Raw genomic sequence first — 13,518 nt, forward strand, 5'->3', positions numbered from 1 at the left:
TACGTGGTGTACGGCCACACGCGAATGCAGAACGGGCGCCCGAAGGCGCCCGTTCCGTGTGTTGCATGCACCGGTAGTGCCGGCCGCTGGCCGGCACCGCGCAGGCATCAGTAGCGGTAGTGGTCCGGCTTGAACGGGCCTTCCACCGGCACGCCGATGTAGTCGGCCTGTTCCTGGCTCAGGGTGGTCAGCTTCACGCCGATCTTTTCCAGGTGCAGGCGGGCCACTTCTTCGTCCAGCTTCTTCGGCAGCAGGTAGACCTTCTTCTCGTAGCTGTCCTTGTTCGCCCACAGGTCGATCTGTGCCAGGGTCTGGTTGGCGAAGCTGTTGGACATGACGAAGCTCGGGTGGCCGGTGGCGCAGCCCAGGTTCACCAGGCGGCCTTCGGCCAGCAGGAAGATCGCGTTGCCGTTCGGGAAGATGTACTTGTCCACCTGCGGCTTGATGTTGACGTGCTTGATGCCGGCGAACGACACCAGCGCATCGACCTGGATCTCGTTGTCGAAGTGGCCGATGTTGCAGACGATGGCCTGGTCCTTCATCGCGCTCAGGTGCTCGATGCGGATGATGTCCTTGTTGCCGGTGGTGGTGACGTACAGGTCGGCACGGCCCAGGGTCGATTCGATGGTGTTGACTTCATAGCCTTCCATCGCCGCCTGCAGGGCGCAGATCGGGTCGATCTCGGTGACGATCACGCGCGCGCCGTAGGCACGCAGCGAGGCCGCGCAGCCCTTGCCGACGTCGCCGTAGCCGCAGACCACGGCCACCTTGCCGGCCAGCATCACGTCCATCGCGCGCTTCAGGCCATCGGCCAGCGACTCGCGGCAGCCGTACAGGTTGTCGAACTTGCTCTTGGTGACCGAGTCGTTGACGTTGATCGCCGGGATCAGCAGGGTGCCGGCCTGGGCCAGCTGGTACAGGCGGTGCACGCCGGTGGTGGTCTCTTCGGAGACGCCCTTCCAGTCCTTGACCACGCGGCCCCAGTAACCCGGGCGCTCCTTGGCGACGCGCTTGAGCAGGTTCTTGATGACCTGTTCTTCGTGCGAGGCAGAGGCGGTGTTGACCCAGTCGCTGCCGTTTTCCAGCTCGTAGCCCTTGTGGATCAGCAGGGTCACGTCACCGCCGTCGTCGACCACCAGTTCCGGGCCGGTCAGGGTGCCGTCGGCCAGGGTGAAGGTCAGCGCGTCCAGGGTGCAGTCCCAGTACTCTTCCAGGGTTTCGCCCTTCCAGGCGAACACCGGGGTGCCGGTGGCGGCGATGGCGGCAGCGGCGTGGTCCTGGGTCGAGAAGATGTTGCACGAGGCCCAGCGCACGTCGGCGCCGATGTCCTTCAGGGTCTCGATCAGCACGGCGGTCTGGATGGTCATGTGCAGCGAGCCGGTCACGCGCACGCCCTTCAGCGGCAGCTCGGCCTGGTACTTGCGGCGGATCGACATCAGGCCCGGCATTTCGTGCTCGGCGATGTCCAGTTCCTTGCGGCCCCAGTCGGCCAGCGTGATGTCGCGGATCTTGTAATCACCTTCGGTGGAGAAGGTCTTGGCAACAGCGTTCATTCGTGTGCTCCGGTTGTGGGCGAGCGGGTGCTCGCATCTAGCCGGGCGCCGTTGTTACAAAGCCACCTTACCGAGCCTGGCCGGGCCTCATGGGATCCGGTCGCAGCGCCCCTCGGCAGGGGAGAACCCCCATTATATCGCGGCCCCGGCATGACATCCGGATGACCCAACCATCGGCAGGTGGGATCGCGTGCACGGCCTGTTAAGGTCGGTGTTTTCACGCATCACACAGGTGGAACGATGAGCATGCACGCGCGCCGCACACGGCGCTGGACCGGCCTGGTCCTGTCGATGGGACTGCTGGCGGTGGCCCCGCTGGCCTGGGCTGCGTCCCCGCAGCCCGCCCAGGTACAGGCCCAGGGCGTCAACGGCTACGAACTGCCTTCGGCGGCGCTGCAGGCGGTGGTGGACGCGCCGCGCGCGCCCTCGCTGTACCTGTCGCCACGCCGCGATGTCGCCGCGATGATGCAGATGCCGTCGCTGCCGTCGATCCAGGTGGTAGCGCAGCCGGAACTGAAGCTGGCCGGCCTGCGCATCAACCCGCGCACCTTCTCCGACAGCCGCTTCAGCTTCGGCGAGAAGCTGTGGCTGATGAACGTGGCCGACGGCAAGGAACGGCAGATCAGCGGCCTGCCGGCCAAGCTGTCGATCGCCAGCGTGATGTGGTCGCCGGACCAGAAGTGGCTGGCCTTCAACCAGGTCGACGCCGCCAGCGGCGCCAATGAACTGTGGCTGGTGGATGTGGCCGGCGGCAGCGCCCGTCGTCTGGTCGCCGGCCTGAACACGGTGATCGGCAGTGGCTACCAGTGGCTGCCGGACAGCCGCGGCCTGGTGGTGTTCACCCGTCCGGCCAACCTTGGTGCGGCCCCGGCCGCCGACGGCATTCCGACCGGCCCGGCCGTGCAGCAGACCAGCCAGGGCGGCGGCGTGGTGTCGATCCGTACCTACCAGGACCTGCTGAAGAACGAGGCCGACGCGCGCCAGTTCGATTACTACGCCACCACCCAGCCGATGGAAGTCAGCCTGGATGGCAACACCCGCGCGATCGGCGCGGCCGGCATCTTCATGGGTTTCTCGGTGTCGCCGGATGGCCGCTTCGTGCTGCGCCAGCCGGTGCAGCGGCCGTATTCCTACGTGGTGCCGGTGAGCAGTTTCCCGCGCCGTATCGAAGTGATCGACCGGGCCAGCGGCAAGCTGGTGCACACCGTGGCCGTGCGTCCGCTGGTGGAAGGTCTGCCGACCGGCAACGACGCTGAAGTGACCGGCGTGCGCGATATCAGCTGGCGTGGTGATGCCGATGCCACGCTGGTCTGGGCCGAGGCGCAGGACGGCGGCGACCCGAACAGGGACGCCAAGGTGCGCGATGCGGTGCTGATGCAGGCTGCGCCGTTCGACAAGCCGCCGGTCACGTTGGCCCAGCTCGGCAGCCGTCTGGTGGGCATCAACTGGGGCCGTGGCGACCTGGCCCTGCTGACCGAGTCGTGGTGGAAGACGCGCAAGACCAGGACCTGGCTGATCGCCCCGGACAATGCCGGCGCCGAGCCGCGCCTGATGTGGGATCGCGACGGGCAGGACCGCTATTCCGATCCGGGCCGGCCGCTGTTGTCCAGCGACGACCGCGGCCGCTCGCTGCTGCAGACCAGCGCCGATGGCAGCAGCCTGTATCTGGCCGGTGCCGGTGCATCGCCGGAAGGCGATCGTCCGTTCGTGGACCGCTTCGACGTTGCCACGGGCAAGGCCACCCGCCTGTTCCACTCGCAGGCGCCGAGCTATGCGCTGCCGGTGGCGTTGCTGGACGACCAGGCCAGCTCGCTGCTGCTGAGCCGCGAGAGCCCGGATGAGCCGGCCAACTTCTACGTGCAGTCGCTGGCCGATGCCGGTGCTGCGCCGCGTGCGCTGACCCACTTCGCGCATCCGCTGCCGCAGTTGAAGGGCGTGCAGAAGGAGCAGATCCGCTACAAGCGCAAGGATGGCGTCGACCTGACCGCGACCCTGCTGCTGCCGCCGGGCTACGACCCGAAGCGCGACGGCCCGCGGCCGCTGCTGATGTGGGCCTACCCGGGCGAGTTCAAGAGTGCGGCTGCGGCCAGCCAGGTGACCGATTCGCCGTACCGCTTCAATGCGGTCAGCTACTGGGGCCCGCAGGCGTTCCTGGCCAAGGGCTATGTGGTGCTGGCCAGCCCGTCGATGCCGATCATCGGCGAAGGCGACAAGGAGCCGAACGACACCTACATCGAACAGCTGGTGGCCAACGCGCAGGCAGCCGTGGATGAAGTGGTGCGCCGTGGCGTGACCGATCGCGATCACATCGCCATTGGTGGCCATTCCTACGGTGCGTTCATGACCGCCAACCTGCTGGCGCACACGCGCCTGTTCAAGGCGGGCATCGCGCGCAGCGGCGCCTACAACCGCACGCTCACGCCGTTCGGCTTCCAGGCCGAGGAGCGCAACTACTGGCAGGCGCAGGACGTCTACCAGAAGATGGCGCCGTTCAACTACGCCGACAGGATCAAGGATCCGATCCTCTTCATCCACGGCGTGGACGACAACAACTCCGGCACGTTCCCGATGCAGAGCGAGCGCATGTTCGCCGCAGTGAAGGGCCTGGGTGGTACCGCGCGTCTGGTGATGCTGCCGAACGAATCGCATGCCTACCGTGCACGCGAGTCGATCATGACCATGCTGGCCGAAAGCGAGCGCTGGCTGGAACAGACCATCGGCCCGGCCGAGCAGGGCAAGGCGAAGAAGAAGCGCTGACGTGACCCGGTAGTGCCGGCCGCTGGCCGGCAACCTCAGGTCGCGTGAGTCCATGAGGTTGCCGGCCAGCGGCCGGCACTACCAGATGAAACCATTTTTGCATCGCAGTACGATGCCCGTTCTGGTTTAGGCTTGGGGTCTGGATCCGTTGACCGAGGCCTGTGCGTCGCCGATGAACGAGTACCGCAGCAGCATCGAGTTTGCTTCCCCCGATCTTCCGCTTCGCGATGACGTGCGCCGGCTCGGCGCGCTGGTTGGCGACCTGCTGGTTGAACAGGTCTCCGCCGCGTTCCTTGACGATGTCGAGGACGTGCGCACCCGCGCCATCGCCCGCCGCGAGAACCAGGCGCCGTTGTCGGAGCTGGCCGATGGCCTGGCCGGGCGCACGCCGCAACAGGCCGAGACCATGGTGCGGGCCTTCAGCACCTACTTCCAGGTGGTCAACATCGCCGAGCGCGTGCATCGCATCCGCCGCCGCCGTGACTACCAGCGCGCCGGTACCGCAGGGGCGCAGCCCGATGGCCTGCAGGATGCACTGCAGCACCTGAAGGCGCAGGGCGTGGGCCTGGACGAGCTGGCGCAGTGGCTGCCACGCATCGACATTGAACCGGTGTTCACCGCACACCCGACCGAAGCAGTGCGCCGCGCGCTGCTGGAGAAGGAGCAGCTGATGGTGGCCAGCCTGGTCGACAATCTCGATGGCCAGCGCACACCGGGTGAAGCCGCCGCCGATGCCGCGCGCTTCCGCATGGCATTGACCGCTTCGTGGCAGACCACCGATTCCTCGCCGGTGCGGCCCACCGTCGATGACGAACGCGAGCACGTCGGCTTCTATCTGGTGCAGGTGCTGTACCGGGTGATTCCGGTGCTGTACGAATCGCTGCAGCAGGCGTTGCGCGATACCTATGGCGAAGAACTGCCGCTGCCGCGCCTGCTGCGTTTCGGCACCTGGGTGGGCGGCGACATGGACGGCAACCCGAACGTGGATGCCCATACCATCCGCAATACGCTGGATGCGCAGCGGCAGGCGGTACTGGGCCGTTACCAGAAGGAACTGTTGCAGCTGGCCAGCCTGCTCAGCCAGTCCACCGAGCGGGTGGGCGTGAGCAATGCGCTGCAGGCGCGCGTAGCGCATTACCAGCAGTTGCTGCCGCAGGTGCAGTCGCGCCCGCGCCATGCCGACATGCCGTACCGGTTGCTCAACGACCGCATGCGCGCGCGCCTGCAGGCCACGCTGGATGATGGCGCAGGCGCTTACGCTGGTCCGGACGAACTGATCGACGACCTGCAGCTGATCCTCGACAGCCTGCGCGCCAATCGTGGCGAACATGCTGGCGGTTTCGCGGTGCAGCGCCTGCTGTGGCGGGTGAAAACGTTCGGCTTCCATCTTGCGCGGTTGGACGTGCGCCAGGAATCGAGCGTGCACGCGCGCGCGCTGGCGACGGTGCTGGTCGGCGAAGAGGCCTGGCAGGCGCTGGATGCGGTGGGCCGTGCGCGGCTGCTGAGCCCGCATGCCAGCGGTGAAACGGCATTGCCCAACGGCGACGACGAGGGCAACCAGCGGCTGGATGCGGTGTTCGCCGCGCTGGCCGATGCGCGTGCGCGGCATGGCAGCGATGCACTGGGCAGCTACATCATTTCGATGGCGCATGACCGCAGCGATGTACTGGCGGTGCTGGCACTGGCACGCCGTGGCGGCCTGGTGGAAGAGGGCGGTTCGGTGCCGCTGGATATTGCGCCATTGTTCGAGACGGTGGACGATCTCAAGCGTGGTACCGCGACCCTGCGCGACCTGCTGGCCGACCCGGTGTACCGCGCGCACCTGCGTGCACGCGATGACGTGCAGATGGTGATGCTGGGCTATTCGGACAGCAGCAAGGACGGTGGCATCGCTGCTTCGCGCTGGGGCCTGCAGCGTGCGCAGGTGGAACTGCTGGAGGTGGCGGCCGAGGCCGGCATCCGCCTGACCTTCTTCCATGGCCGTGGCGGTTCGATCAGCCGTGGCGGTGGCAAGACCACGCACGCGGTCGATGCGTCGCCGCGCGGCAGCATCGATGGCCGCCTGCGGGTGACCGAGCAGGGCGAAGTGATCCATCGCAAATACGGCATCCGTGCGCTGGCGCTGCGCTCGCTGGAACAGGCCACCGGCGCGGTACTGCGCGCCAGCCTCCGCCCGCGGGCTGCCGAACCCCGCGAGGATGAGTGGCGACCGGTGATGGATGTGGTCGCTGGCTCCAGCAGCGAGGTGTACCGCGCCTTCGTCGGCCAGTCTGGCTTCATGGACTACTTCCGCACGGCCACGCCGATCGACGTGATCGAGCGGATGACGCTGGGTTCGCGTCCGTCGCGCCGGCTCGGCCAGGACGCGGCGTTGGGCAACCTGCGCGCGATTCCGTGGGTATTCGCCTGGAGCCAGGCGCGTGCAGTCATTCCCGGCTGGTACGGGGTGGGCAGCGGCCTGCAGGCGGCGGTGGATGCTGGCCACGAACAGACGCTGCGCGAGATGGCGCGTGACTGGCCGTTCTTCCGTACCTTCCTGGACGACATCGCGATGGTGCTGTCCAAGGGCGATATCACCATTGCCGAGCAGTTCTCGAAGCTGTCAGGTGATCTGCACGGGCGCTTCTTCCCCCAGGTCGAGAAGGAGCTTGAACTCACCCGGCACTGGCTGCTGGCGCTGATGGACCAGCGGACGCTGCTCGACCACGATGCGCGGCTGTCGCTTTCGATCCGCCTGCGCAATCCCTACGTCGATCCGATCAGCGTGCTGCAGGTGGATCTGCTGCAGCGCTGGCGAGCCAGCGGGCGCGAGGATGACGACCTGCTGCGCGCACTGGTGGCCTGCGTGAACGGTGTTTCGCAGGGTGTGCAGAACACCGGTTGATCCGCATCCGCCGGGCATGGCCCGGCGAATTCGAAAAGGTAGTGCCGGCCGCTGGCCGGCAACCTCATGATGTCTGGCAACACGCGCGAGGTTGCCGGCCAGCGGCCGGCACTACCTCACTCTTCCGGCGACGGCGGGTTCGACGCCAGCAGTTCCAGATGGCGCTGCTCCATTTCCTGGCGCAGCTGGCGGCGGATCAATGCGGCCGCCTGGCGGCGCTTCTCGTCCGACGTGACCGGCTGCAATGACGGCACCGGCGTTGGCCGGCCTTCCTCATCCACGGCCACCATGGTGAAGAAGCAGCTGTTGGCATGGCGCACGCTGCGCTTGAGGATGTCCTCGGCCACCACCTTGATGCCGATCTCCATCGACGAGGTGCCGGTGTAATTCACCGAGGCCAGGAAGGTGACCAGCTCGCCCACCGCGATGGGCTGGCGGAACATCACCTGGTCCACCGACAGGGTGACCACGTAGCTGCCGGCGTAACGGCTGGCGCAGGCGTAGGCGACCTGGTCGAGCAGGCGCAGGATGGCGCCGCCGTGGACCTTGCCGGAGAAATTGGCCATCTCCGGCGACATCAGCACGGTCATGGACAGCTGGTGGGTTTTCAGTTCGGTCGACATGGGGCGATTGTATCGGCAACCGGTAGTGCCGGCCGCTGGCCGGCAACCACGCGATTGTTCCCGGAGGCCATGAAAAAGCCGGCCAGCGGCCGGCTCTACCAGAAGCAGAAGGGCCGCTTGCGCGGCCCTTCGTGTTTCTTACTTCAGCTTCGCATCGGCGCGCAGGGCGGCGGCGCGGTCGGTCTTCTCCCAGGAGAAGGCCGTGGCGTTGACGGTCTCGCCTTCGCCGTTGAGGTAGCTGAACTCCTTCGGCTTGCGGCCGAAGTGGCCGTAAGCCGCGGTCTGCTGGTACATCGGGTGCACCAGGTCCAGCATCTTGATGATGCCGTACGGGCGCAGGTCGAAGTGCTTTCGGATCAGCTTCTCGATCTTGTCGTCGCTGATCTTGCCGGTGCCGAAGGTGGTGACCGAGATCGAGGTCGGCTCAGCCACGCCGATGGCGTAGGAGACCTGCACTTCGCAACGGTCGGCCAGGCCGGCGGCAACCACGTTCTTGGCGACGTAGCGGGCCGCGTAGGCAGCCGAACGATCGACCTTGGACGGGTCCTTGCCGGAGAAGGCGCCACCACCGTGACGGGCCCAGCCGCCGTAGGTGTCGACGATGATCTTGCGGCCGGTCAGGCCGCAGTCGCCCACCGGGCCGCCGATCTCGAACTTGCCGGTCGGGTTGATGTGGAACTTGGTGCCCTTGTGCAGCCACTTGGCCGGCAGCACCGGCTTGATGATCTCTTCGCGGACGGCCTCGATGAGGTCCTTCTGCTTGATGCCCGGGGCATGCTGGGTCGACAGGACAACGGCGTCGATGGCCGAGACCACGCCGTTTTCATAGCGCAGGGTGACCTGGCTCTTGGCGTCCGGGCGCAGCCACGACAGCGGCGAGTTCTTCTTCTTGCGGATCTTGGCCTGCTGCTCGACCAGGCGGTGCGACAGGTGGATCGCGGCCGGCATGTAGCTGTCGGTCTCGTTGGTGGCATAGCCGAACATCAGGCCCTGGTCGCCAGCGCCCATTTCTTCCGGCTTCTTGCGATCCACGCCCTGGGCGATGTGCGGCGACTGCTTGCCGATCAGGTTCAGCACGCCGCAGGTGGCGCCGTCGAAGCCGACGTCGGAGCTGTCGTAGCCGATGTCCGTGATGACCTTGCGGGTCAGCGCTTCCAGGTCGATCCAGGCGCTGGTGGTGATTTCACCGGCCACAATGGCAACACCGGTCTTGACCATGGTCTCGCAGGCCACGCGGGCGCGCTGGTCCTGGGTCAGGATCGCGTCCAGCACCGCATCGGAGATCTGGTCGGCAACCTTGTCCGGATGGCCTTCGGAGACCGACTCGGAGGTGAAGAGATAGCTGGACATCAGGCGTAATATCCCTTGATTCGGATGGAAAGATGGGCGCGAATGATACACGGGGTGCGCCGCCTGTGCATTGTGAACCTGTACCGGTTGCCGGTGGTTAAGCCCGCGTAGGCCCGGCAGGGGCCGTCCGGCCGGGATTGGGGCCCAGCCTCGAGGTCCAGTGTTCCACCAGCGTGACAACGCAGCGCGCGGCTACCGGCCCCGACTGCGCGGGCCACAACGCCCGGCAGCGGCTGTGCGGCCGTCATCGTTCTGCCCAAAAAACGCCATCTGGCTGCCGCCTGCCGGGCGCAGGCTGTCGGCCAATCCGGCCGCCGGGCATGAGTGGATCCGCCATGCAGGAACTTGAACAGCGTCTCCAGCAACGCTTCCCCGATTGGTTCCATGGCCGCCGGGGCCAACTGGCGCGGCCACTGCTGCGCAGCGTCGGTCGCTGGTCGCGGTTGGACCAGATCGAAGCCTTCCTGCAGCGCAGCTCAGGCCTGCGTGGCTTCGGCTTCGTCGCCGCCGGCCTGGAGTTCATCGACGGCCAGTACCAGGTGGACCCGGCCGCGCTGGCCAGGATCCCGGCCACCGGCCGCCTGCTGATCGTCGCCAACCATCCCTCCGGGGCACTGGATGCCCTCGCCCTGCTGGACGCGGTCGGCCGCATCCGCCGTGACGTGCGGATCGTGGCCAACGACCTGTTGGGGGCAATCGCGCCACTGCAGGACCTGCTGCTGCCGGTACGCATCCTCGGTGGCAAGGCCCAGCGTGGCAGCCTGCATGCCGTCGAAGAGGCGCTGGCCGCCGAGCAGTGCGTGATTGTGTTCCCGGCCGGCGAGGTCTCGCGGCTGTCGCTGCGCGGCATCCGTGATGGCCGGTGGCAGCGCGGTTTCGTCCGCTTTGCCCGTGCCGCTGGCGCGCCGGTGCTGCCGGTGCGGGTGGAGGCGCGCAACTCGGCGCTGTTCTACGGCGCCTCGACCCTGTTCAAGCCGGCGGGCACCGCGCTGCTGGCGCGCGAGATGTTCACCCGTCGTGGCCGTCCGCTGCGGCTGAGCATCGGTGAGCCGATGCAGCTGGGCAAGGGCGGCGACCCGGGCGCACAGCTGCTGGCGGTGCGCCGCGCGCTGTATGCGCTGGGCCGTAATGGGGCGGCGGGCGATGCAGCTGCTGTAGCAGGCCCCGAGCCGCTGGCGTCCCCGGTGCCGCCTTCACAGGTGGCCGCAGGCATCGCCGCGGCGACCCAGCTGGGCCAGACCGCCGACGGCAAGCAGATCCTGCTGGCGACCTGTACCGCCGATTCGCCGCTGCTGCTGGAGCTGGGGCGTCTGCGCGAGCTGACCTTCCGCCAGGTAGGCGAGGGCACCGGGCGCAGCCGCGATCTGGATGATTACGATCCGCGGTACGAACACATCGTGATCTGGGACGCGGCCGCGCAGCGCATCGCCGGCGCCTACCGGATCATGCGTGGTGCCCACGCGCTGGCCCGGCACGGCCTGTCCGGGCTCTACAGCGCGTCGCTGTTCCGCTATTCCGACGACGCCATCACCCACATCGCCGAAGGCCTGGAACTGGGCCGCAGCTTCGTGGTGCCTGATTACTGGGGCAGCCGCAGCCTGGACTACCTGTGGCAGGGCATCGGCGCCTACCTGCAGTGCCGGCCTGGCATCCGCTACCTGTTCGGCGCCGTGTCGATCAGCGCAGCGCTGCCACGCGATGCACGCGAGCAGCTGGTGGCGTACTACCAGCGCTACTACAGCGGTACCGCCGGCCTGGCCGAATCGAACCGCCCGTTCCAGTACTTCGCCGCGCCGCCAAGTTTCGGCGAGCTGGATGCAGGTGCCGCGTTCGATGTGCTCAAGGCCAACCTGGCCGCACTCGGCACCGGCGTGCCGACGCTGTATCGCCAGTACACCGATCTGTGCGAACCCGGTGGCGCCCGTTTCCTTGCCTTCGGTGTCGACCCGGACTTCAGTGATTCGATCGACGGCCTGATTGAAGTAGACCTGTGCGCGATCAGGCCGAACAAGCGCAAACGCTACCTGCGCGACGCGGGGACGCCGGCATGAGCGCGCTGGCGAACCTGTCGCCGCACCGGCGCGCAGTGTTCGTCTCCGACGTGCACCTGGGGTCACGTCATTGCCATGCCACCGAGCTGGCGCGGTTCCTCTCGCAGCTGCGCTGCGAACGGTTGTACCTGGTGGGCGACATCATCGACCTGTGGTGGATGGCGCATCGCCGCGCCAACTGGCGCCAGTCGCACAGCGAAGTCATCCAGGCACTGCACGCGCTGCGCCGTGCCGGGACCGAGATCGTCTACATCCCCGGCAACCATGACGCGTCACTGCGGCACGTGTGCGGGCTGATGCTCCCAGCGATGCAGGTGCGCCGTCGCGCCATCCATGTGACCGCCGATGGCCGTCGCCTGCTCGTTGCGCATGGGGACGAGTACGACGGCGTGACCCACTTCGGTGGCCTGCAGGAAAAGTTCGGTGACTGGCTGTACTACCGCATCCTGACCGGCAACCAGGCGTTGAATGCTGTGCGGCGGCTGCTGGGGATGCGCTACTGGTCGCTGTCGGAGTTCCTGAAGAAGCGCAGCGGTGCGGCCGAACGCTACATCGAGCGCTTCGTGCAGGCCGGGCTGGACGACGTGCGGCGGCGCGGACTGGATGGCATCGTCTGTGGCCACATCCACCGCGCCGCGCTGTTCGAGCGCGATGGCCTGGTCTATGCCAACGACGGCGACTGGGTGGAGAGCCTGACCGCGCTGGCCGAAGACCATGATGGCGCGCTGCGCCTGCTCGACCACAATGGCCAGACCCTGGTCGAACTTCCTGGCGCGCGCATCAAGCAAGCGGCTTGACCCACTCTTGTAGAGTCGAGCCATGCTCGACTGCTCTTCTCAGACTGCCCCGCATACAGCAGTCGAGCATGGCTCGACGCTACAAAAGAGCGCGAGCGGCTGTGCCATCAAGACGGCACGCCCGCAAGCCGCTAGCATCGGCCCATGGATTCCCTGACCCAGATCGTGCTCGGTGGCGCCGTCGCTGCTGCCATCGCCCCGCCCGGACATCGCCGTGCGGCCCTGCTGGCCGGTGCCGCGCTCGGCACCCTGCCGGACCTCGACGCCCTGTGGCTCGGCTTCACTGCCGCCGACCCGGTGGCGAACATGATCGAGCACCGCAGCTTCAGCCACTCGCTGCTGGTGCTGCCTTGGGTGGCGGCACTGATCTGGTGGTTGTTCAAGCGCTTCGGCAATGGCCGCGTCGCCCAGTCACCTGTGCGCTGGTTCTGGGCGATCCAGCTGGCGCTGGTCACCCATCCCATGCTGGATGCGTTCACCGTCTACGGCACCCAGCTGTGGTGGCCGCTGCGCCCACACCCGACCATGGGTTCCAGTGTCTTCATCATCGATCTCGGCTACACGGTATGGCTGCTGCTGGGCTGCGTGCTGGCCTGGTTTGGTCGCGCCCGCCCCTGGGCTGGCAAGGTGCTGGGTGTGGCGTTGCTGGTCAGCAGTGCGTACCTGGGTTGGGGCCTGATCGCCAAGGCGCAGGTCGACCGTGCTGCCCAGCAGAGCCTGGTGGCGATGGGCCTGGGCGATGCGCCGCGCTTCTCGGTGCCGATGCCATTCAACACCCTGCTGTGGCGCGTGGTGGCAATGACGCCGAACGGCTACGTGGTGGGCGACCGCTCGCTGGTGGCCGACCACGGGCCGATGCAGTTCGAAGGCCACGCATCCAATGTGCAGGCCTTGCGCGAAGCGCAGGCCATCCCGGCGGTGCAGCAGCTGACGTGGTTCAATCGTGGCTTCATGCGTGCGCAGGTGGTGGACGGCCGGCTGGTGCTGAGCGACCTGCGTATGGGGCTGGAACCGGACTACACCTTCAACTTCACGGTGGCCGAGCAGGCTGATGGGCAGTGGCGGGCGATCACGCCCGAGCAGGTGCGGGTGGATTACAGCAGCCCGGCTGCACGCGCCGACGTCGGACGCCGGTTGGCCGCGATGTGGCAGCGGATCTGGCAGGAGCCGGCAGCACAGCCGGGTGCGGCCGACCACAGCGCCGTGCATTGATCCGTAGATCCACGCCATGAGTGGATGGCGCGGACATTGGCGAAGACAGCCACGCATGGCGTGGCTCTACTGCCTCAATCGGCAGTGCAGTGTCGCATCCGTAGATCCACGCCATGCGTGGATGGTGCGGGCATCGGAAGGCAGCCACGCATGGCGTGGCTCTACTGCCTCCATCGGCAGTGCAGTGTCGCATCCGTAGATCCACGCCATGCGTGGATGACGCGGGCATCGGCGAAGGCAGTCACGCATGGCGTGGCTCTACTGCCTCCATCGGCGGTGCAGTGTCGCATC

8 protein-coding genes and 1 riboswitch are annotated in these 13,518 nt (G+C 67.2%); of the genes, 5 read left to right on the plus strand and 3 right to left on the minus strand.

Features of this window, described 5'->3' with window-relative positions:
* Positions 1-107 precede the first annotated feature (107 nt).
* Positions 108-1,553, minus strand: coding sequence for an adenosylhomocysteinase (gene ahcY, locus ACZK45_RS03200; RefSeq protein ID WP_014036003.1), 1,446 nt, complete (start codon positions 1,551-1,553; stop codon positions 108-110).
* A gap of 36 nt (positions 1,554-1,589) precedes the next feature.
* Positions 1,590-1,673, minus strand: a riboswitch (S-adenosyl-L-homocysteine riboswitch).
* A 120-nt stretch (positions 1,674-1,793) separates the two neighbouring features.
* Here ahcY and ACZK45_RS03205 point away from each other — a divergent pair.
* Positions 1,794-4,310 carry a S9 family peptidase gene (locus ACZK45_RS03205; protein WP_478445445.1) on the plus strand — a complete coding sequence of 839 codons (2,517 nt, stop codon included), beginning with the start codon at positions 1,794-1,796 and terminating at the stop codon, positions 4,308-4,310.
* A gap of 172 nt (positions 4,311-4,482) precedes the next feature.
* Positions 4,483-7,194, plus strand: a complete 2,712-nt coding sequence (ppc, locus tag ACZK45_RS03210; protein WP_478445866.1) for a phosphoenolpyruvate carboxylase — start codon at positions 4,483-4,485, stop codon at positions 7,192-7,194.
* Between the two features lie 116 nt (positions 7,195-7,310).
* Here ppc and ACZK45_RS03215 read toward each other — a convergent pair whose 3' ends face one another.
* Together ACZK45_RS03215 and metK are read right to left on the minus strand one after the other, a co-directional pair.
* On the minus strand, positions 7,311-7,817 hold the full coding sequence (locus tag ACZK45_RS03215; protein WP_049399791.1) for an acyl-CoA thioesterase: 507 nt from the start codon (positions 7,815-7,817) through the stop codon (positions 7,311-7,313).
* Between the two features lie 138 nt (positions 7,818-7,955).
* Complete coding sequence (gene metK / locus ACZK45_RS03220) at positions 7,956-9,167, minus strand: methionine adenosyltransferase (RefSeq protein ID WP_010481882.1); 1,212 nt, start codon at positions 9,165-9,167, stop codon at positions 7,956-7,958.
* Positions 9,168-9,502: 335 nt separating this feature from the next.
* Here metK and olsF point away from each other — a divergent pair, with 335 nt between their 5' ends.
* The 3 genes from olsF (at position 9,503) to ACZK45_RS03235 (ending at position 13,227) form a co-directional block, all read left to right on the plus strand.
* Positions 9,503-11,218 carry a bifunctional ornithine lipid synthase OlsF gene (olsF, locus tag ACZK45_RS03225; RefSeq protein WP_164079793.1) on the plus strand — a complete coding sequence of 572 codons (1,716 nt, stop codon included), beginning with the start codon at positions 9,503-9,505 and terminating at the stop codon, positions 11,216-11,218.
* Positions 11,215-12,015, plus strand: coding sequence for a UDP-2,3-diacylglucosamine diphosphatase (locus ACZK45_RS03230; RefSeq protein ID WP_253144696.1), 801 nt, complete (start codon positions 11,215-11,217; stop codon positions 12,013-12,015). Before olsF ends, ACZK45_RS03230 begins: the two co-directional genes overlap by 4 nt.
* 144 nt (positions 12,016-12,159) lie before the next feature.
* Positions 12,160-13,227, plus strand: a complete 1,068-nt coding sequence (locus ACZK45_RS03235; protein ID WP_253144698.1) for a metal-dependent hydrolase — start codon at positions 12,160-12,162, stop codon at positions 13,225-13,227.
* Positions 13,228-13,518 lie beyond the last annotated feature (291 nt).

The organism is Stenotrophomonas sp. 63632_Sma (genome assembly GCF_056482875.1).

What these genes read in the sequence shown, in the direction of transcription:
- ahcY (WP_014036003.1), bottom strand. Translation starts at nt 1,553, where the DNA reads ATGAACGCTGTTGCCAAGACCTTCTCCACCGAAGGTGATTACAAGATC.
- ACZK45_RS03205 (WP_478445445.1), top strand. Translation starts at nt 1,794, where the DNA reads ATGAGCATGCACGCGCGCCGCACACGGCGCTGGACCGGCCTGGTCCTG.
- ppc (WP_478445866.1), top strand. Translation starts at nt 4,483, where the DNA reads ATGAACGAGTACCGCAGCAGCATCGAGTTTGCTTCCCCCGATCTTCCG.
- ACZK45_RS03215 (WP_049399791.1), bottom strand. Translation starts at nt 7,817, where the DNA reads ATGTCGACCGAACTGAAAACCCACCAGCTGTCCATGACCGTGCTGATG.
- metK (WP_010481882.1), bottom strand. Translation starts at nt 9,167, where the DNA reads ATGTCCAGCTATCTCTTCACCTCCGAGTCGGTCTCCGAAGGCCATCCG.
- olsF (WP_164079793.1), top strand. Translation starts at nt 9,503, where the DNA reads ATGCAGGAACTTGAACAGCGTCTCCAGCAACGCTTCCCCGATTGGTTC.
- ACZK45_RS03230 (WP_253144696.1), top strand. Translation starts at nt 11,215, where the DNA reads ATGAGCGCGCTGGCGAACCTGTCGCCGCACCGGCGCGCAGTGTTCGTC.
- ACZK45_RS03235 (WP_253144698.1), top strand. Translation starts at nt 12,160, where the DNA reads ATGGATTCCCTGACCCAGATCGTGCTCGGTGGCGCCGTCGCTGCTGCC.